We start from the raw sequence: 20,613 nt of genomic DNA on the forward strand, positions 1-20,613 counted from the left end.
CACAATTTTGGATCAAATCATAAATCAATCAAAAAATGATGCAGTTAATTTATTATTTGGTGTATTACCTGATCACAGGAATTCTAACCTTAAACCCTTTGGGTATTGAGTTGAATCAGCGTAACTTGGATGGATCAATGACCATGGTTCAACAAGAAAGTGTGTGCCAAAGTTTTACTACTTTTATAAATCAAAATTCGTTGTTGGGATGATGCTTAATGTAATAAAAGATACCGTTAGAGGCATTTTAGTAGGAATCGTTGTTTTTGTGATTATTACGATCATTTACTATAGCAACCAAGGCCAGGTTTCTCTTGATAAGGCTTTATGGTCTCGATTGATTCTTACCCTAGTGTACACGATGGTTCTTTTTATAGCTAATGCGAGCTTTTTTAGGTGGATTCGAAGACACCATAAATTTAAAATAAATGCCAATTCACTGTTTCTTATAACCTCAATTGGAGCAGTGTTACTCAGTTATATTTGTTTGGTGGTTTTAAATTTTGGTGTTCAGTTCGTAGTAAATGGGGCCACCATAGAAGAGTTTTTGATTCATGATAAGTTAGAAGACTACCTCATACCATTGGCGGTTAGTTTTATAGTTGGGGTTGCATTTAGTGGATTTCATCTATATCGATCAAGGCAAGAATCGAAGTTTAAACAGCAGAAATTTATAGCTGGGGCTGCTACTGCTCAATTTGATGCCCTAAAGAGTCAATTGGATCCACATTTTTTATTTAATAGCTTAAACGTTCTCAATAGTTTAATTGAAGAAAATACGGAAGCAGCCCAAAAGTTCACCACCTTGCTCTCTAAGGTGTATCGTTATGTTCTAGAACAGAAATCCAAAGAACTGGTCACCGTGGAGGAAGAGCTGAACTTTGCTAAAGCTTATATGACACTAGTTCGAATGCGATTTGAAAACAGCATTGTTTTTGAAGTGGCCCAGAATATTAATTTCCAAGCAAAGGTGGTTCCATGTTCTTTGCAGTTGCTTCTTGAAAATGCCATTAAACACAATCAAATTACACAAGATTCACCACTTGTCATAAAAATTTATCAAAAAGATAATTATTTAATCGTATCCAATAATTACAAACCCAAGGCGGTCATTAAGCACAGTATCGGTGTGGGGTTGGTAAATATTAAACAACGTTATGCATTGCTTACAGCACGAGAGGTAGAGGTTGGAAAATCAGACTGTGAATTCAGTGTTAAATTACCACTTTTAACCAAACGTGTTAAAATGGAACAAATTCAGGAGGTTTATATCGATGAGAAGCGTTATGCGTTGGCTAAAAAAAAGGTAGAGGAATTGAAAGGATTCTATGGAAACCTTACCGCTTACATCTTTGTGATCCCATTTTTAATCTGGGTGTATTTCATTACATATTCGGGTTTCCCATGGATTGTTTTTCCAGTAGTAGGATGGGGCATAGGAATCGTTTTGCACGGTTTAGAAGTATTCAATTATCATCCTTTTATTAGCAAAGAAACAGACAGCATTAAATACAAAAAATTAAAAGAATTTTATACCAATCTTACCGCCTATGTTCTTGTGATTCCTTTTCTTGCATGGATCAATCACATTACAAGTCCAGAATTTTCGTGGGTCATTTTCCCAATCATTGGTTGGGGAATTGGACTTGCGATCCACGGTATGGAGGCTTATAATTATCATCCCTTTTTAGGTAAAGATTGGGAGGAGAAAAAAATGAAAGAAATTATGAATAAAGACAATAAAAACAAGTAACATTATGGAATTAGATCAAAAATATATCAAGGCCAAAGAACGTGTTAAAGAATTAAAAAAGTTTTATTCCTCATTGACTATTTTTATTATCGTGAACTTGTTTTTAATACTATGCAATTATATGACCAATGGATTATCCTATCCTTGGTTTTTATGGGTGACTGTATGGTGGGGAATTGCCATTGCAATTCATGGCTTAAAAGTCTTTGGATTTAATTTAATTTTATCAAAAGACTGGGAAGAACGTAAAATTAAGGAAATTATGGAAAAAGGTGGTGAAACCTACAACAAGGAGGCGCAACACAAATGGGAATAAGGGTGTTCTTAAAGGCGAGTATTAATTAGCACCAACTAAAGGAAATATTTTTATGAAAGTAGTAGTCATAGAGGATGAGGCTGCATCAGCACGTAGATTAGGCCGAATGTTACATAAACTAGGGGTAGCGGTGGATCAATTGCTGCATAGTGTGAAGGAGTCAGTGGAATGGTTTAGTAATAACCAACATCCAGATTTAATTTTCTTAGATATCCAGCTCTCCGACGGTTTGTCTTTTGAAATCTTTGAAACGGTTCAGATTCATAGCGTAATTATCATTACCACTGCCTATGATGAGTATGCATTAAAGGCCTTTAAACTCAACAGTATTGATTATTTGCTTAAGCCCATTGATGAAGAAGAACTAGAGAAAGCTATTGTAAAGTACCGCCATTTTAAACCGGTTAACGGCCAGGTTTCTCTAAACTTTGAAGAGGTGAAAAAATTGCTGGTCAATCCTCTTGACCGCGGGTATAAAAAACGTTTTAGTGTAAGTGTTGGACAACGCATCAAGCTCATCGCTATGGATGAAATTGTATGCTTTTTTAGTCGGGACAAAGGGACCTACCTTCACACCTTAGAGAATCGAAGCTACCTATTGGATAGTAGCATGGATGCGATCTATGAGGACCTACAACCTGACTTGTTTTTTCGAATTAGTAGAAGTTATATTATAAACATAAATCAAATTGGCGAAATACTTAATTACACCAATAATCGCCTACGACTAAAGATGAATCATTTAGAAGATAATCAGGTCATCGTTAGCCGTCAAAGAGTAAAGGACTTTAAGGATTGGTTGGGCTAAATTAAGGTGCTCTTATGTCTAACAGTCACTGAGATGGACTCCCACAGCCAATCCTCCCTCTGAGGTTTCTTTGTATTTAGAGTTCATATCTTTAGCTGTTTCCCACATGGTGTTAACTACCACATCCAAAGGCACTTTCACGTTCTTTGGATCGGTATCCAAGGCTAGTTCTGCAGCATTGATTGCCTTTATGGCTCCCATTGAGTTGCGCTCAATACAAGGAATTTGGACCAGACCTCCTATCGGATCACAGGTGAGTCCTAAGTGGTGTTCCATCGCGATTTCTGCAGCGATCAATACCTGATCTGGGGTACCTCCAAGAAGTTCTGTTAAAGCACCTGCAGCCATTGCTGAGGAAACTCCTATTTCTGCTTGGCAGCCGCCCATTGCTGCGGAGATAGTAGCTCCTTTTTTGAAGATGCTCCCAATTTCTCCCGCCACTAATAAGAATTTTTTAATTTCTTCAAAACCAGCTTGATGATTTTCGATCACTAAATAGTACATTAACACCGAAGGAATAACACCAGCGCTTCCATTGGTCGGTGCGGTAACTACTCTTCCTAAAGAAGCATTCACCTCATTTACTGCAATAGCAAAACAGCTTACCCATTTTAAAATTTGTCTAAACTTGACCTCCGTTTTACGAATCACCTCAACCCACTGCTCTGGGGAATTGTATTTCAGGTCTCCTTTGAGTCGCTGATGGATATCATAGGCACGTCTTCTTACATTAAGTCCTCCAGGTAAATTGCCTTCGGTGTGACAACCGATATACATGCACTCTAGCATGGTATCCCAGATGCGTTTTAACTCGATGTCGATTTGTTCAGCACTACGAAGCGAAAGTTCGTTTTCTAGGACAATTTCTGAAATGGACTTCTGTTCATTTTGGCAGAAGTGAAGTAATTCAGTTCCTTTTTGGATTGAAAATGGAAACTGCTTAATAATATCCAGGTTGTCTTTTGGGTGATAGAGTTCTTCTTTGACAACAAATCCCCCACCTATGGAATAGTATGTTTGTTCATAAGTGGTGCCATCATCCAGGGTAGCCGAAAAACGCATACCATTGGCATGGAAAGGAAGGAAGTTCCTGTGAAAAACTAGGTCTTTTTCAGGGTTAAATGGAACTTTTCTCTCGTTATTAAAGTTCAGTACTAATGAATTTTTTATTTGATTAACAATAGGATTTATATTTTCAATAGGTACATACTCTGGATCTGTTCCTGAAAGCCCGAGTAAAATGGCCAAATCAGTGGCATGCCCTTTACCTGTGAGCGATAAGGAACCATACATGTGAACCTGGATGCCTTCCACCTTGTAAAACAATTGGTCATCCTTTAGTTCTTCAATCCACCGCTGAGCTGCTCGCCAAGGGCCTAAGGTATGTGAGCTCGATGGGCCAACGCCAATTTTTAGCATGTCAAAAACACTGATACACTCCATAGACGAAAACGTTAAAGTAGCCACAAAGATACATTTACTTCTACAAGGGAAAAGTGAATAGGTCTAAAATATTTTTGTATGGAGGTTCCCAGTGTTTTTAGTAGTTTAAGAACATTTAGGGTTATTTGTAATTACCCGCAGCGTGGCTAATTTCTGTAATTTTCTCCATAATTTTAAAAGAGCTTAAATTGGTTTTGAAAAAATGTTGAAATTTTGGTGCTAATTTTTGAAGATTTTTGGAATTCGCTACCCCTATTCTAAAGGCTTCTTAAAAGCGATATTTTTCAATTATTTCATAGCCTTAGTTGGGCAAAACATTTGTACTTTTGTTATTCAACTAGATTAATTATAGAAAATTAACTTTTATGAATTCATATGACGTAGCCGTAATCGGCTCTGGACCTGGTGGCTATGTAGCTGCAATACGCTGTGCTCAACTCGGAATGAAAACAGCTATTATTGAAAAGTACGATACTCTAGGAGGAACCTGTTTAAATGTTGGTTGTATTCCTTCAAAGGCTCTTTTAGATTCTTCTCACCATTACGAGGAGGCTATAAAAAATTTTGATGCTCATGGTATTGAAATCCCTGGAGAAGTAAAAGTTAATATCGAAAAAATGATTTCTCGTAAACAAGGTGTGGTAGATCAAACCACCAAAGGGATTGAATTTTTGATGGATAAGAATAAAATTGACGTTTACCATGGAATAGGTAGCTTTAAAGATGCAACACATATCAGCATAGATAAAGATGGTCAAAGGCAAGAAATAGAAGCTAAATACAGTCTTATTGCTACGGGATCTAAGCCATCTACCTTACCATTTATTACCCTAGATAAAGAACGTATCATTACCTCTACAGAAGCGTTGTCTTTAAAAGAAATTCCAAAACATCTTGTCATTATTGGTGGCGGAGTTATCGGATTAGAATTAGGACAGGTGTACAGCCGACTTGGGGCTCAGGTAAGTGTAATTGAATATATGGATCGTATCATCCCAACTATGGACGGTGGTCTATCTAAAGAGCTACAACGTTCTTTGAAAAAAGGTGGGATGAAATTCTATACCTCACATAAAGTAAAAGAAGTTACTCGTGATGGCGATAAGGTTATTGTCAAAGCAGATGATAAAAAAGGAAAAGAAGTTAGCTTTGATGGGGATTACTGTTTGGTATCTGTCGGAAGAAGACCTTATACAGAAGGACTTCACTTGGATAAAGCAGGGGTAAAGGTAAATGATAGAGGACAGGTTGAGGTAAATGAACACCTGCAAACTAATGTCTCTAATATTTATGCAATTGGCGATGTTGTTAAAGGAGCAATGCTCGCGCATAAAGCTGAAGAAGAAGGGGTGTTTGTCGCTGAAACTTTAGCTGGTCAGAGGCCACATATTAATTATAATCTTATTCCCGGAGTGGTTTACACATGGCCAGAAGTTGCTGCAGTTGGAAAAACGGAAGAGCAATTAAAGGAAGAAGGAGTGGGGTATAAAATTGGACAATTTCCAATGAGAGCCTTAGGTAGAGCTCGTGCTAGCATGGATATAGATGGTTTTGTTAAAATTCTCGCTGATGAGAAAACTGATGAGGTTCTTGGAATCCATATGATTGGCGCCAGAACAGCTGATCTAATTGCGGAAGCAGTAACGGCTATGGAATACAGAGCCAGTGCGGAAGATATCGCTAGAATGAGTCATGCGCATCCAACTTATGCAGAGGCTGTTAAAGAAGCAGCGCTAGCAGCTACGGAAGATAGAGCTTTACATGTGTAAGGGATGTTTTTATGGGTTTATCTATAGACTTTAACTACATTAATTAAATACTTAGTGCTAGAGTATAATTAAATAGAGGGGTTGGTTTTTTTAAAATCAGCCCCTTTTTTATTTTATTTTGGTGCTATTTAAAGTCACCTTTTAAAATATATCAATAGTAAAAGACGCCTTGAAGGTTTTGCCTGGCCCAAGGGTTAATATCCCTTCTTTATTTTCAAAATCACCATTGGTATCCACATGATCGGTAATGCCAAGCCAGGGTTCAATACATACAAAGTTACCGTCCGTTTTAGCCCAAAGTCCCAAGTAATCAAAATCTTCGAAGGATACCCTTAATACATCTCCTTTAGTCTTATGAGCCAAACTAATCCGTCGAGATTTTAAATCTTTGAAAATTAGCGCATCATCTTTAAATATTGAATGTTGTAACTCGATGGTATCCTCATTATTTAAAAATGGCTGGGATTGCCCGTTTTGTAAACCATTTTTATCGATTAAATGTCGTTTGCTATTTTCTTTGTGTTCAAATTTTAAAACGTAATCATGGTAATTTTCCGTAGCTTTTAATGGACATTTGAACGCTGGATGCCCCCCTAAAGAAAATAACATCTCCTTGTCGTCGTGATTTTTTACTTGATGAAGAACCTCTAAACTTTTACCCCTTAAGACAAAGCTAATGGTAAACTCAAATTTAAATGGGTAGTTTTTAAGAGTTTCATCATTATAGGCATACTGAAGTTGTAAAATGTGCTTTGAATGTGTAACAACCTGCAGGTTGTTATTATTTCGGATGAATCCATGTTTAGAAATACTGTACTGGTGCCCTTTATAGGTGTATGTGCCATTTTTTAAAGCACCGATAATGGGAAACAGTACAGGAGCATGACTTCCCCAAATCTTCGGTTCAGCTTGCCAGATATATTCAAGACCATCGTTGTCTTTTATACTGGAAATTTCAGCTCCAGTACCCTGAATAACTATTTCTAAATGCTCGTTTTGTATGGTATATTTATTTGATTTTGACATGGAAAAGTAGCTATAGAAAATTTGACTGTAAAAGTAAATCTTTGAAGAATTAATTTGAAAAAAGTTAATTATATTTAACAATAATAACGAATTTAATTAGCTTATAATTCATGAAAAGACTCATTGCTTTTGCAGGAAGTAATTCAAGTGCTTCAATAAACTACGAATTAGTTAAATATACGGTCTCTTTAATTGATGATTATGATATTCAATTATTAAATATGGCTAAAATGGAATTTCCACTATTTAGTGAAGATTTGGAAAAGGAAAAGGGGTATAAAGCGTCCTTGGTGGCACTAAAGGATGATATCCTTGAAGCAGATGGTCTCATTATTAGTGTAAATGAACACAATGGCAACCCTTCTGCATACTTTAAAAACCTAATTGATTGGTTGTCTAGGGTTGACCGGAATTTTTTAAATAATAAACCAATTTTTCTTTTAGGAACTTCTAATGGAGCAAGAGGAGCAAAGGGCTCTATTGAGGTGACAGAAAAATTACTTCCTCGTTTTGGTGCCCTTGTAGCGGATAAATTCTCCTTACCGAATTTTAAAGAAAACTTCTCTATCAAAAAAGGGTTGATCACAAATGAGGAGCTAAAGGAACAACATCAGAAGGTTTTAAATGATTTCTTAAATAGGGTTTAGGTACCCAACGCAAATAATAATAAAAAAACAAGGTACACAGAACTTATATAGTACCTTGTTTCTTTGTAATATAAGGTATTAAAGGATTTGATCCATTTTAGCTTTGATCTGATCAAGGCATAAATTTCCCAAGCTCCCTTTATGGGTGTGTTTAATATCCTTCTTTGGCTCATAGGTGCCCTTTTCAATATCCTGACCCATTTGCTTATAGGCGTCTCTAAAGGGTATCCCTTTTAAAACTAGATCATTTAAAGTATCAACACTGAAGAGGTAGTCGTACTTTTTATCGGCTAATATATGCTCATTGACAATAACGTTCGTAATTGAAAAACGCATCATTTCCAAACAAGATTTAAGCTCCTGAATAGCTGGGACAATTATTTCTTTAGTCAGTTGTAGATCCCTGTGATAACCACTTGGTAGGTTAGTGGTTAGCATGGCCAATTGATTAGGAACCGCTTGAATTTTATTGCATTTCCCACGGATGAGTTCAAATACATCTGGATTTTTTTTGTGAGGCATGATGCTCGATCCAGTGGTAAGCTCATTAGGGAAGGTAATGAATTCAAAGTTCTGACTCATATAAAGACAGATATCCATGGCAAATTTGGAAAGCGTTGCAGCTACAGCGCTCAGTGCAAATGCCGTTGCTTTTTCGGATTTTCCACGACTCATTTGTGCGGCAACCACATTGTATTTAAGATCTTTAAAATCTAACGCAGCAGTGGTGAAATCTCGATCAATTGGAAAAGAACTCCCGTAACCCGCAGCACTTCCTAATGGATTTTGATCCACAGTCTTATAAGCCGCTTCCACAAAATACATATCGTCGATAAGGCTTTCCGCATATGCAGAGAACCACAGTCCAAAAGAAGATGGCATGGCGATTTGCAGATGCGTATAACCAGGTAATAAAACATTTTTATAGGTATCAGCCAAAGTGATTAAATCATCAAACAATTCTTTAGTACTTTGCCTAATTTGTCCAAGTTCATTTTTTAAATAGAGGTTTACAGCCACTAAAACTTGATCGTTCCTGGATCGCGCAGTATGAATTCGTTTACCCGTATCACCTAGTTTTTCAGTTAGCAAAAACTCTATTTTTGAATGTACATCCTCGAAACTATCCTCTATGGTAAAATGACCCTTTTGTATTTCTTCTCCAATGGTATCTAAAGCAGCGGTCAATGAATCGGCTTCTTGTTGAGAAATCAGTCCGATTTTAGCTAGCATCTTGGCATGTGCCTTGGACGCTAAAACATCATATTTGGCGATTACCAGATCCAGTTCTCTATCTGAACCAACAGTAAACACATCTATCTTTTTATCTGTAGAAAAGCCTTTATCCCAAAGTTTCATAGCCTTAATAATTTTTTGAATTCTAATGCCGTAAAATTAGTAGTTGTTTTTTTATTCGTCTTATGATAAATCATTTTTTATTGCCTCAAGCTACAACAAGACCTTTGTAAGTAACTGAATATATAATTCTACCCCTTGCTGGATTTCAGCTACGTAGATAAACTCATCGGCCGAATGCGAACGAGTGGAGTCTCCAGGGCCTAACTTCAACGAAGGACAATATAAATTGGCTTGATCGGAAAGGGTAGGTGAACCGTAAGTTGTTCTACCCAGGGCGAGTCCAGCTTGGACTAATGGGTGATCTTCGGGGATAGCAGAGGAGTTTAACTGGAGGGATCTGGGGGTCAATTCACAGGGTGCTTCACTCTTTAAAATGTCGTATATTTCTTGATTACTATATTTATCATTCACCCTAACGTCAATAACCATTCTCACATCGGCTGGTACAACATTATGCTGATTTCCTGCCTCAATTTGAGTGACTGTTAATTTGACAGGCCCTAACACATCTGATACTTTTTCAAATTTATAATCTTTAAACCACTGCAGGACATCAATGGTTTTATATATGGCATTATCATCATTTGGGTGTGCTGCATGACTTGGTGTCCCTTTTACAATAGCGTCAAAAACAACTAAACCCTTTTCGGCAACTGCCAAATTCATCAGTGTGGGTTCGCCTACAATGGCGACATCGATATGAGGTAAATCCTTTAAAAGAGATTTAAGCCCATTTGGTCCAGAACTTTCCTCTTCGGCTGAAGCTACAAGGACCAGGTTGTATTTTAGATTGGTCTTTTTAAAAAAGTAGGTGAATGTAGCTATTAGTGATACTAAACAGCCACCAGCATCATTGCTTCCCAATCCATAGAGTTTTCCATCCTCAATATGCGCATCAAAGGGATCCTTCGTATAGGCGCTGTTAGGTTTTACCGTGTCATGGTGGGAATTCAGCAACATGAGTGGTTTATCGGATTGAAAATCTTCGTTAAAGGCCCAGATATTGTTTCCCTGTCTTTTATAAGGGATTTGATAACGCTTGAACCACTCGATTATTAAAAGAGCGGTTTTGTCTTCTTCTGAAGAAAAGGATTGGGTTCTTATAAGTGATTTCAGAAGAGAAATGGCCTCTTCTTTTAGTGATTCTATAGTCATTATATGCTAGTTGTATTGGTTTAAATGTAGGGTTGTTTTTATTTCATCTTGGTTTGCTAACATTGCAATACTTCCTACATAGACATGTTGTACTTTATTCTCGAGTGCATGAAAACAATTGTGTAGTTTTGGAAGCATTCCATCTGCAATGATTCCCTGTGCGATCAAATTTTTATAGGAAGAGGGGTCAATATCAGTTATTACGGAGTTCTCGTCGAGAACATTTCTAAGAACTCCTTTTTTCTCAAAACAATAATAAAGTGCTACCTCATATTCACTGGAGAGTGCTATGGCAATCTCTGAGGCAATTGTATCGGCATTGGTATTGAGTAATTGTCCATTGCCATCATGGGTGATTGCGCAGCAAACTGGGGTTATTTGAGCATTTAGCAGTGTGGTGAAGCTTTGTGCGTTTACTTTGCTGATATCTCCTACAAAACCAAAATCATTTTCTTTTACGGGGCGCTTTAAGGATTGAATACAATTTAAATCCGCTCCAGAGAGACTTATTGCATTACACTGTTTTGCTTGTAGTTTTGAAACAATAGTTTTACCTACCAATCCTCCATAAACCATGGTTATAATTTCTAGAGTTTGTGCATCGGTAACCCTTCGCCCTTGGATCATTTTAGTTTTAATGCCCATTTTTTGTGCCAATTGTGTGGCGAGTTTTCCCCCTCCGTGCACCAAAATTTTCAGGCCTTCGAGCTGTGCGAAATTGTTCAATGCTTGTTCTAAATCAGCATCATCCTCAATGAGATTGCCACCTATCTTAACTACGGATACTTTCATTTTTTTACAATTACATTACAAATTCTCAAGAAGTTCCTTTAGAACAGCTTGAGCGGCATAGGTTCGGTTATTGGCTTGTTGTATCACAAGCGATTGATCGCTATCTAATACACTATCATCTACAATAACATTTCGACGCACTGGTAAACAGTGCATAAATTTGGCATTGTTTAATTTTTCTAAATTAATCATCCATCGCTGGTCCGTTGACAATATTTTACCATAATCTGTATAACTGCTCCAATTTTTGGCATATATAAAATCGGCATTTTCTATAGCTTCTTCCTGGTTGTAAATAATAGGAGTGTTTTGGGTGATCTCTGGGTTGAGCTCATAACCTTTAGGATGGGTAATACTAAAATCCACATCCATCATCTGCATTACCTTTGCAAATGAATTTGGCACAGCATGAGGTAAGGCCTTTGGATGGGGCGCCCAACTTAAAACCACTTTTGGTCTTTTAACAATACTGTGTTCTGTGATTGTAATGGCATCGGTGAGTGCTTGTAGTGGATGTGCAGTAGCACTTTCCATATTAACCACTGGGACACTAGCATATTTTTGAAAACTCTTCAGGATCGTTTCCTTTTGATCTTGTTCTTTATCGATTAGGGTAGGGAATGCTCTTAGCGCAATAATATCCACATACTGCGAGATAACCGCTGCAGCTTCTTTGATGTGTTCGGCTTTGGTGGTATCCATGATACTTCCTTCCTCAAATTCCAATTGCCAACTGTCGGTCTTAAGATCCAAAGTCATCACGTTCATTCCAAGATTCTGTGCTGCCTTTTGGGTGCTTAACCTGGTTCTTAGACTGGAGTTAAAAAACAACAATCCTATGGTTTTGTTCCGTCCGAGTTCCTGGTGGTGAAAGGGATTGTTTTTTAGCGTTATAGCTTTTTGGATTAAGTTATCTAAATCTTTGATGTCTTCTAAATCTAAATATTGTTTCATGGGTTGAACGATTTATGTTTTCTCACCTCTAAACTTATAATATAGCTAAGCCTTGGTTTGTTGATTTTTATTAATATATTACTGTTTTGTCTATTTTGGTAAAAACACTGGATCCTTGCACTGCTTTAACAATAAATTCGTCCTCCAAGCCATTGATGATCCAGGTTTCAATATTTGCACTGTGTGCAATTTTCACGGCTTCAATTTTAGAAAGCATCCCACCAGTACCATGGGTTGATTTACCATCGGCAACCTCCTTTAGGAGTTCTTCCACACTACTTACAGAGGTAATTGTTTTTGGTTGATTTTCCTCAATAGAGTTTCGCGTATAAATTCCATTGGTGTTGGTAGCTATAACTAATAGATCCGCGCCAAGTAGAACTGCTGTCATGGCTGCTAACTTGTCGTTATCTCCAAATTGTATTTCATCTGTGGCTACCGTATCGTTCTCATTGATAATGGGTATGTAATCATTTTCACACAGGATATTTATAGTATTTACAATATTCTCTCTTGTAGAATCACTATTAAAGTCAGAGTAGGAAAGCAGGCATTGGGATACATAGAGCCCCAATTCTCTAAAGTTCTCTTGGTAAATACGCATCAGATGCAATTGACCAATAGAGGCTAAAGCTTGTTTAACATTTATATCTTTTCCATTACCCTCGAGCTGTACAAATTGTTTTGCAGCGGCAATAGCACCTGAGCTCACAATGATGAATTCGTATTCATCTTTAAGCGAGGCAACCTGGTTGGCGATGTCCTCAATTTTCCCTCGGGAAATATGGTTGGTCTCTTTGGTTAGGGTGTTGGACCCTATTTTAAGAACCATTCTTTTTTTGGTCTTTGCATTCATTTAATTTCTGTGATGATATAATAAGGATTAAAAAACGCCCAAAATGTACAACTTATCACCTTTTTTACGTTGCTTAGGAAGACATTTTGGGCGTTCATACTCCTATTAAGATTGTCTTACCATTTATTCAATTTTAGTAAAAGGGGTTTTCTGGTTGATCGAATTTATAATAAAATTATCTTTCAATCCATTCACAATCCAGGTTTCTATATTGGCCTTATTGGCAATTTCTAAAGCAACTACTTTTGAACTCATCCCCCCAGTACCATGACTGGATTTATCATTATCTACAACTTCCTTTTTGAGATCTGAAAAATTCTGCACCTCTGTTATGGTCTCCGGATGTCCATTTTTAAAGGATTTTGCTGTATAGATCCCAAAGGTATTGGTGGCAATTATTAAAAGATCTACCTCCAATAATGCTGCCGTTAAGGCCGCGAGTTTATCATTATCACCAAACTGAATCTCATCAGTGGCTACAGTATCATTTTCATTGATAATAGGAATATACCCATTATCGACAAGAATATTAATGGTGTTCACAATGTTTTTCTTCGATTCTTCTTTTTCAAAATCGGAATACGAGAGAAGGCATTGTGAGGCCAACAATCCTAACTCCCTAAAGTTCTCTTGAAAGATTCGAATAAGGTGGGGCTGACCGATAGAGGTGAGGGCTTGTTTTACATTAATTTCTTCGCTGTAAGTGCTTTCCAAGTTTACAAATTGTTTTGCCACTACTTTTGCCCCAGAACTGACAATTACAAATTCATAATCATCTTGTAAAGTTGCGATTTGTCGACCAATATCTTCAATTTTACCTCTTGAGATTTGATCTGATTCTTTTGTAAGCGTATTGGAACCTATTTTTAATAGAATTCGTTTCTTCTTCTTTTTTGGCTTACTCATTTTTTTGTGTTTATGTGTTTCTCTAAATGTATTTCGAAGTATTCGAAATAGGAATTATAAAAATTTTATTTATTTTACAATAGTTATCGTATCTGTCCATCGCCGTGGATGTACCACTTGTTGGTTACTAAATGTTCTAATCCAATAGGACCACGTTGATGTAGTTTATCTGTGCTAATAGCCAGTTCTCCTCCTAATCCTAATTGACCGCCATCGGTAAATCTAGTTGAAGCATTGTGGTAAACGGCTGCTGTGTCTACTGCAGTCATAAACTGATCAGCAATTTGTTGATCTTTGGTTATGATGGAAGAAGAGTGCCCTCCAGAATATTTGTTTATTTTAGCAATGGCTTGTTCTACAGAGTCTACCAGGCCGATCACAATTTTATAATCTAAAAATTCTTCATACCAAATGTCTTGATCGGTGATGGTTTTCACGTCTTCAAATGAGCTGAGCTGCTGATCTACATGTACCGCTACTTTAGACGCTGCGAGTCGATTTAAAAGTCTTTGCACAAATTCATTGTAATTGGACAGGTTTTTGTCAATTAAGACCTTATCCAAAGCATTACACGCTGAGATCTTTGCTGTTTTAGCATTGATAATAACTTTTAACGCTAGATCTAAATCAGCATCCTTATGTACGTAGAGGAAATTGTTTCCTCTTCCGCTGACAATCACTGGACACCTAGCATTTTTCTTAACAAATTCAATTAAGCGTTCGCCCCCACGAGGGACAATTAGATCAATAGGTTGTGTTGGATTCTCTAAAAACGCTTGGGTTTGTTTTCTGTCAAATTTTAAATATTCTACCCACTTTTCTGTGATGCCGTGCTGTTTTAAAGCGCGATCCCATAGTTCAACAATTTTCAGATTTGAATTAATGGATTCTTTCCCTCCTTTTAAGACGATCTTATTTCCAGATTTAAAAGCAATTCCAGCCGCCTCTACGGTGACATCAGGGCGCGATTCATAGATAATCATTACAGTTCCGAAAGGTGCCGTTTTGTTATAAACATGCATGCCGTTCTCATGCTGAAAATGGAAACGTTCTTTTCCTAGAGGATCCTCTTTTTCTGCAAGTTCGTTGAGGGAGGTGATCATCACTTGTATTTTCTCCTGGTCAACTTTCAAACGATCCTCCATCGCTAAATCGCCACCATTATAGGCATCTAAATCTTTCTGATTTTCTTTTATGATGGCCTCCTTTTCCTTTAGGATCAGTTCGGCCATAGTGGTTAATACATTGTTTCGTTCTGTAATTGTTAATACTTTATTCATTTTGTTTTTGATTTTTTAAAACATCATCTAGAGCAGTAAAAAACTGATCAATATGATGTTCTTTAATCGTTAACGGCGGTAAAATTCTTAATAAGTTCTTATTTGCCGAGCCGCCAGTAAATATGTGTTTCTCGTAAATAAGCTCTTTTCTTATTTCTGATACAGGTTGTTCAAACTCCATTCCAAGCATGAGTCCTCGTCCTTTAATTTTTTGTAAAGTATTGATTTTCTTTGCTTTTTCAATGAAATAAGCGCTAACCTTTGTTGTATTATTTATAAGATTTTCCTTTTCCATAACCTCTAGAACAGCAATTCCAGCAGCACATGCCAGATGATTACCTCCAAAGGTAGTCCCGAGCATTCCGTGTTTAGCTTTAAATTTAGGATGAATTAAAACACCTCCCATAGGGAATCCATTCCCCATACCTTTAGCAACTGTAATTATGTCAGGTTCGATGTTGTGGTGTTGGAAGGCAAAAAACTTACCACTCCTTCCGTACCCGGACTGAATTTCATCCAAAATAAGAACAACGTTGTGTTTATTACACAAACGAGTAACTTCTTGCAGAAATTCCGTGGTTGGTTCGTCTAATCCACCAACCCCTTGAATGGGTTCTATTATAACCGCACAAACGTCACCGAACGCTAATTCATAATCTAAAGAGTGAAGTTGGTTTAAAGGAAGGAAAGTGGTGACGCTGTGCTGGTTATTAATAGGAGCGTTGATAGCCCTATTATCGGTTGCAGCAACTGCTGCAGATGTTCTTCCATGAAATGCATTTTTAAAAGCAATAACCCGTGATTTTCCAGTATGAAATGAGGCTAACTTAAGTGCATTCTCGTTGGCTTCTGCCCCTGAATTGCAAAGAAATAAATCGTAATCTTCGCAATTAGAAAGTCTTCCTAACCTTTCCGCCAGTTCCACTTGAAGTGGATTTTGAACAGCATTGGAGTAAAAACCTAGTTTATTGATCTGATTGGTCAAGTGTCCTACATAGGTAGGATGTGCATGACCGATGCTAATCACGGCGTGACCCCCGTAGAGATCTAAATATTCTACACCGTTATTATCGTAAACAAATACATCGCTTGCTCGCTGTGGAGTAACGTCGTATAATGGGTAAACATCGAACAGTTTCATTTATTGTGTACAGAAATTATAAATTTGATATTTTAACGGAATTCTATAGAAATCCAACAAAATACCCTAATTAATGTTATTTATTCGTTGGTATGCTGCCATCACACCTTTAATTACAGCAGAGCTTAGACCATTGTGTTCCATAGCATTTAATCCTTCGATAGTGCAACCTTGTGGTGTGGTAACGTTATCAACCTCGACCTCGGCGTGTGTTCCATCTTCAATAAGTGCAGCAGCTCCTATGGCGACCTGTGCTGAAATCTCTTGAGCTTCATGCGGGTGGAATCCCATTTGAACGCCTCCTTGCGTTAACGCTCTTAGAAAGCGCAAGAAAAATGCGGTGCTACTAGCTCCTAAAACTGTCGCCGCTTGCATTAAATGTTCTTCTATAATCATCGTTTTTCCGATAGTGCCAAACATTTTCTCAACAAATGCTACATCCTGATGTTCATTATCTAGAGAGGTGATAAAAGACATCGATTGTTGTTTGATGGCTGCCGTATTAGGCATGGCTCTTATGACTTTGTTATTGGGAACAGTTTCATTTATCTCTTCAATGGATACCCCTGTAACAGTCGAGATTAATATTTGATCGGGATTGAGTTGATCTTTGATCTCATCCAAAACCAATTTTAGGACTCTGGGCTGAATGCATAGGATAATCCATTTGGCATCTTTGATGGCAATGTTGTTATCTGGAGTCACGGAGACTCCAGAAGAATTTTTAATAAATTCTAAATTTTCGTTTGATTTGTCTGCTACTAAAATGTTCTTTGGATCAAATAATGCACTGGAGGCTAATCCAGCAATAATAGATTTTCCAAGATTTCCTGATCCAATGACGGTAACTTTCATGTGTTTTGTTTTTAGTTTTTAGAAATAACTTCCTTTTAAATTTAGTCCGTCACTTTCTGTAAAACCAAAGAGCAAATTCATATTCTGTATGGCCTGACCAGAAGCACCCTTGATCAAATTGTCAACGATACTTGTGATAAGCAATACATCATTATGCTTGTGAAGGTGAATAAAACAATGATTGGTATTAATAACTTGCTTTAAGTGGACTTCTTTGGTCGAAACATGTGTGAACGGTTCCTTAACATAATAATCTTGGAATAAATTCCAAGTTTCTTCCAAACCTTTTTCAAATTTCATGTAGGATGTTACAAAAATTCCTTTGGCAAAATCACCACGCTGAGGTAATAAAAAGATGTCTGGTTGGTTGCTTTGAAGACTAATAATACTTTGATTGATCTCTCCTAAATGTTGGTGTGTAAATGGTTTGTACCAGGATAAATTATTATTTCTCCAACTAAAATGTGTCGTTGAAGATGGAACTACACCAGCGCCAGTACTCCCTGTTGTAGCATTGATGTGAATCGATTCTTTTAAAAGCCCTTCTTTTGCTAAAGGCAATAGAGCGAGTTGTATGGCTGTTGCAAAACAACCAGGGTTGGCAATATGTTGTGCGTTTTTAATGGTCTGCTTTTGCAGTTCTGGAAGTCCATATTCGAAGGTTCTTCCACCATAGGTCTTGTCAGGGGTTAATCTGAAGTCATTACTAAGGTCTATGATTTTGGTTTTAGCAGAAAATTCATGGGAGTCTAAGAATTTTTTAGAATTCCCGTGGCCTAGACATAAAAATAACACATCAACTTTAGAATTTATCGTCCCGACAAACTTAAGATCACTACTTCCAAGGAGATCTTCATGCGTATGAGCAATAGGTTGATCCACCTTGGTGGTGCTATAAACAAAATCAATTGTAACCTTTGGATGGTTTAACAAGAGTCGAATTAATTCGCCTCCTGTATAACCTGAACCTCCTATAATACCTGCTTTGATCATTTTTCTGAGTTGTTTACGGATTGATGGATTTTAACGGCATTGGAACTGAGTTTAATAAAGCCTTTGGCCTGTTCGGCTGTCCAACCTTTATTCATCTCACCATAACTACCGAATTTAGCATTCATTAAATCATGCGATGATTTGATTCCTTCTATTTGGAAACGATATGGGTGAAGGCTTACATAAACCTCACCAGTTACATTCTTTTGAGTGTCCGTTAAGAAGGTTTCAATATTTCTCATCACTTCATCCAGGTAATTTCCCTCGTGCAATAACATCCCGTACCAGTTGGAAAGGTAATCTTTGTGTTGTTGTTGCCATTTAGTCAATACGTGTTTTTCAAGGGTGTGGTGCGCTTTGATTATAATAAGTGGCGCAGCTGCTTCAAAACCAACTCTTCCTTTTATTCCAATAATAGTATCTCCCACATGGATATCTCTTCCAATGGCAAATTGTGATGCTATGGCGTTGAGTTTTTCAATTAATGCAACGGCAGTGTCAGATTTACCATCTATGGCGGTTAATTCACCTTTGGTAAAACTGAGCGTTAACCGTTGTGTTCCCATATTAGTCAGTTGGCTTGGATAGGCCTCATTTGGTAGTGGTAGGTGAGAGGTAAGGGTTTCATCACCTCCGACACTTGTACCCCAGAGTCCTTTATTGACCGAGTATTTAGCCTTTTCCCAAGACATATGAATACCTTTGCTTTTTAAATAATCAATCTCTTGTTGTCTAGAGAGTTGTTGATCTCTAATCGGCGTAATAATTTCAATCTCTGGAGCTAGAATTTGGAAGATCATATCGAACCGCACTTGATCGTTCCCAGCTCCTGTACTACCGTGAGCAATGTAATTAGCGCCATTTTCCTTGGCGTAATTTACAATTTCAATGGCCTGGACAATGCGCTCTGCACTTACCGAGAGTGGGTAGGTGTTGTTTTTGAGAACGTTTCCGAAAATAAGGTATTTAACAACCTTGTCGTAAAAATTATCTACAGCATCAATGGACACGTATTCCTTGGCCCCTAATGCAATGGCTTTTTGTTTAATTTCTGCAATTTCTTCTTTAGAAAAACCTCCAGTGTTCACACTAATCGCATGTACTTCATATCCTTGTTCAGAGAGTGATTTTGCGCAATAGGAAGTATCTAATCCTCCACTGTAAGCTAATACTAATTTTTTCATTTTTTAAATATTTTTTCTAGTTTGTCCTTTGGTAGATGTAAGGATTCTTTTATACTTTTTAACCGTTTAAAAACCTTTGAGTCTTTACTGTGTTTACCTGGTGCTTTGTTGTTTTTTTCCTTTTCAACTGGATCGTACAACATCCCTGTGCACAAGCACATTTTCCCTTCATTACGCATTAATATGTCGTAATTTCTACAGGTTTTACAACCATTCCAAAAACTTGGGTCATCTGTAAGCTCAGAGAAAGTCACAGGTTCATAACCCAAATCATAATTAATTTTCATTACTGCGAGCCCCGTAGTAATTCCGAAAATTTTAGCCTCCGGAAATTTTTCTCTACTGTGTTGAAATACCTTCTTTTTGATTTCAGTGGCTAAACCTTGGCCTCTAAAATCAGGATGGACGATCAGTCCAGAATTCGCCACAAATTTCCCATGCCCCCAAGTTTCTATATAGCAAAATCCGGCAAACTTTTTGCCCTCAATGGCAATTACCGCATTCCCATTCTGAATTTTGGTGGTAATGTATTCAGGAGTTCGTTTTGCAATACCAGTCCCTCTTTGTTTAGCAGACTCTTCTATGGTATCACATATCTCCTTAGCATAATGAATATGCTTATCGTTTGCAATTAGTATTTGCATTCAATTACCTGATTAAAAATTAATGAAAATATAAAAATGATTTCTTTGAAGGGGAGTCGGACACACCTGACTCCAATAATATGATCGCACCCTTACGGGCGACGACGGCGAGGAAAGCGAACTTGACGAACAGGCACCACAGCAAATAACGACGCTTTGCTTAACGCCGCACTTTGGATGGTATTATAATTTTGTTGTTCTGTTTGCATTGTGCAATTAAATTCGTATTGTATTAATTCTACAGTGCAATATTAGGAATTATTATTAGATTAAAATGTGTAATCTTTGTTAAATTTGTAACATACTAATGTAAAGCCTAACCACAATATGCGTAGAACTGTTAAACAATTCAATATTTTAAATGTTGAGCTGTTTAAAGCCCAGCTACTAAGCTGGTCGAATCAATTTGAAGAAGTGACCTGGTTGGATAGCAATCATCACAAAGACAATAACAGCAACTATGAAGCAGTTCTGGCAACTGATGCATTAACTAGCATCAAGACCGATTATGCTCATGCTTTTAAAGAGTTAAAAGAATACCAAAGCAATATAAAAGACTGGATATTTGGCTATCTGACTTATGATCTAAAAAATGCTGTTGAGGATTTAAGTTCTGAAAATTTTGACGGTTTAAATTTGCCTGACCTTTATTTTTTTCAACCTAAAAAGTTGTTTTTAATAAAGGATGCTGTCGTTGAACTTCACTACTTGGCAATGGTGGATGATGAACTA

The 20,613-nt window shown here is 37.2% G+C and carries 20 protein-coding genes and 1 pseudogene; 7 read left to right on the plus strand and 14 right to left on the minus strand.

Features of this window, described 5'->3' with window-relative positions:
• The first annotated feature begins 35 nt into the window (after nt 1-35).
• The 4 genes from VKY50_RS00185 to VKY50_RS00200 are packed head-to-tail and all read left to right on the plus strand — an operon-like array spanning nt 36 to nt 2,877.
• Nucleotides 36-212 (plus strand): hypothetical protein, encoded by a 177-nt coding sequence (locus VKY50_RS00185; protein WP_324297617.1) that lies wholly within the window; start codon nt 36-38, stop codon nt 210-212.
• Nucleotides 209-1,753: a 2TM domain-containing protein gene (locus tag VKY50_RS00190; RefSeq protein ID WP_324297619.1), complete on the plus strand. Its 1,545-nt coding sequence runs from the start codon at nt 209-211 to the stop codon at nt 1,751-1,753. Before VKY50_RS00185 ends, VKY50_RS00190 begins: the two co-directional genes overlap by 4 nt.
• Nucleotides 1,754-1,757: 4 nt before the next feature.
• Nucleotides 1,758-2,069, plus strand: coding sequence for a 2TM domain-containing protein (locus tag VKY50_RS00195; protein ID WP_324297620.1), 312 nt, complete (start codon nt 1,758-1,760; stop codon nt 2,067-2,069).
• Between the two features lie 52 nt (nt 2,070-2,121).
• Nucleotides 2,122-2,877 (plus strand): LytR/AlgR family response regulator transcription factor, encoded by a 756-nt coding sequence (locus VKY50_RS00200; RefSeq protein ID WP_324297622.1) that lies wholly within the window; start codon nt 2,122-2,124, stop codon nt 2,875-2,877.
• 18 nt (nt 2,878-2,895) lie between these two features.
• Here the strand turns inward: VKY50_RS00200 and VKY50_RS00205 are convergent, their stop codons facing one another.
• Complete coding sequence (locus tag VKY50_RS00205; protein WP_324297624.1) at nt 2,896-4,320, minus strand: L-serine ammonia-lyase; 1,425 nt, start codon at nt 4,318-4,320, stop codon at nt 2,896-2,898.
• A 365-nt stretch (nt 4,321-4,685) separates the two neighbouring features.
• Between VKY50_RS00205 and lpdA the strand changes: the two genes are divergently transcribed.
• Nucleotides 4,686-6,089: a dihydrolipoyl dehydrogenase gene (lpdA, locus tag VKY50_RS00210; RefSeq protein ID WP_324297626.1), complete on the plus strand. Its 1,404-nt coding sequence runs from the start codon at nt 4,686-4,688 to the stop codon at nt 6,087-6,089.
• 141 nt (nt 6,090-6,230) lie between these two features.
• Here the strand turns inward: lpdA and VKY50_RS00215 are convergent, their stop codons facing one another.
• Nucleotides 6,231-7,115, minus strand: coding sequence for an aldose 1-epimerase family protein (locus VKY50_RS00215; RefSeq protein WP_324297628.1), 885 nt, complete (start codon nt 7,113-7,115; stop codon nt 6,231-6,233).
• A 110-nt stretch (nt 7,116-7,225) separates the two neighbouring features.
• Between VKY50_RS00215 and VKY50_RS00220 the strand changes: the two genes are divergently transcribed.
• A complete protein-coding gene (locus tag VKY50_RS00220) occupies nt 7,226-7,762 on the plus strand; it encodes an NADPH-dependent FMN reductase (RefSeq protein WP_324297630.1) in 537 nt (178 codons plus the stop codon).
• Between the two features lie 78 nt (nt 7,763-7,840).
• On the opposite strand, the gene argH is transcribed toward VKY50_RS00220, so the two are convergent.
• From argH to VKY50_RS00280, 12 genes are all read right to left on the minus strand, one after another.
• A complete protein-coding gene (gene argH, locus VKY50_RS00225) occupies nt 7,841-9,121 on the minus strand; it encodes an argininosuccinate lyase (RefSeq protein ID WP_324297632.1) in 1,281 nt (426 codons plus the stop codon).
• A 90-nt stretch (nt 9,122-9,211) separates the two neighbouring features.
• Nucleotides 9,212-10,276: a M20 family metallo-hydrolase gene (locus tag VKY50_RS00230; RefSeq protein WP_324297634.1), complete on the minus strand. Its 1,065-nt coding sequence runs from the start codon at nt 10,274-10,276 to the stop codon at nt 9,212-9,214.
• Nucleotides 10,277-10,282: 6 nt separating this feature from the next.
• Nucleotides 10,283-11,068 (minus strand): acetylglutamate kinase, encoded by a 786-nt coding sequence (argB, locus tag VKY50_RS00235; RefSeq protein WP_324297635.1) that lies wholly within the window; start codon nt 11,066-11,068, stop codon nt 10,283-10,285.
• Nucleotides 11,069-11,083: 15 nt separating this feature from the next.
• Complete coding sequence (locus tag VKY50_RS00240) at nt 11,084-12,022, minus strand: N-acetylornithine carbamoyltransferase (protein ID WP_324297637.1); 939 nt, start codon at nt 12,020-12,022, stop codon at nt 11,084-11,086.
• Between the two features lie 70 nt (nt 12,023-12,092).
• A complete protein-coding gene (gene proB / locus VKY50_RS00245) occupies nt 12,093-12,878 on the minus strand; it encodes a glutamate 5-kinase (protein ID WP_324297639.1) in 786 nt (261 codons plus the stop codon).
• Nucleotides 12,879-13,001: 123 nt separating this feature from the next.
• Nucleotides 13,002-13,784: a glutamate 5-kinase gene (gene proB, locus VKY50_RS00250; RefSeq protein ID WP_324297641.1), complete on the minus strand. Its 783-nt coding sequence runs from the start codon at nt 13,782-13,784 to the stop codon at nt 13,002-13,004.
• An 83-nt stretch (nt 13,785-13,867) separates the two neighbouring features.
• Nucleotides 13,868-15,064, minus strand: coding sequence for a glutamate-5-semialdehyde dehydrogenase (locus VKY50_RS00255; protein ID WP_324297643.1), 1,197 nt, complete (start codon nt 15,062-15,064; stop codon nt 13,868-13,870).
• Nucleotides 15,057-16,205, minus strand: a complete 1,149-nt coding sequence (locus VKY50_RS00260) for an aspartate aminotransferase family protein (protein WP_324297645.1) — start codon at nt 16,203-16,205, stop codon at nt 15,057-15,059. Before VKY50_RS00260 ends, VKY50_RS00255 begins: the two co-directional genes overlap by 8 nt.
• A 66-nt stretch (nt 16,206-16,271) precedes the next feature.
• Nucleotides 16,272-17,060 (minus strand): pyrroline-5-carboxylate reductase, encoded by a 789-nt coding sequence (gene proC, locus VKY50_RS00265; protein WP_324297647.1) that lies wholly within the window; start codon nt 17,058-17,060, stop codon nt 16,272-16,274.
• An 18-nt stretch (nt 17,061-17,078) separates the two neighbouring features.
• A complete protein-coding gene (gene argC, locus VKY50_RS00270) occupies nt 17,079-18,053 on the minus strand; it encodes an N-acetyl-gamma-glutamyl-phosphate reductase (protein WP_324297648.1) in 975 nt (324 codons plus the stop codon).
• Nucleotides 18,050-19,237, minus strand: a complete 1,188-nt coding sequence (gene argG / locus VKY50_RS00275) for an argininosuccinate synthase (RefSeq protein WP_324297650.1) — start codon at nt 19,235-19,237, stop codon at nt 18,050-18,052. The genes argC and argG overlap by 4 nt, the downstream gene beginning before the upstream one ends.
• Nucleotides 19,234-19,881, minus strand: a complete 648-nt coding sequence (locus tag VKY50_RS00280; RefSeq protein ID WP_324297652.1) for a GNAT family N-acetyltransferase — start codon at nt 19,879-19,881, stop codon at nt 19,234-19,236. The genes argG and VKY50_RS00280 overlap by 4 nt, the downstream gene beginning before the upstream one ends.
• A gap of 327 nt (nt 19,882-20,208) precedes the next feature.
• Here VKY50_RS00280 and VKY50_RS00285 point away from each other — a divergent pair.
• Nucleotides 20,209-20,613, plus strand: a pseudogene (locus VKY50_RS00285) (aminodeoxychorismate synthase component I); the annotation flags it as partial.

Origin of the sequence: Galbibacter sp. (genome assembly GCF_035306585.1) — a bacterium.
In the GTDB taxonomy this organism is placed as follows: Bacteria; Bacteroidota; Bacteroidia; order Flavobacteriales; family Flavobacteriaceae; genus Galbibacter.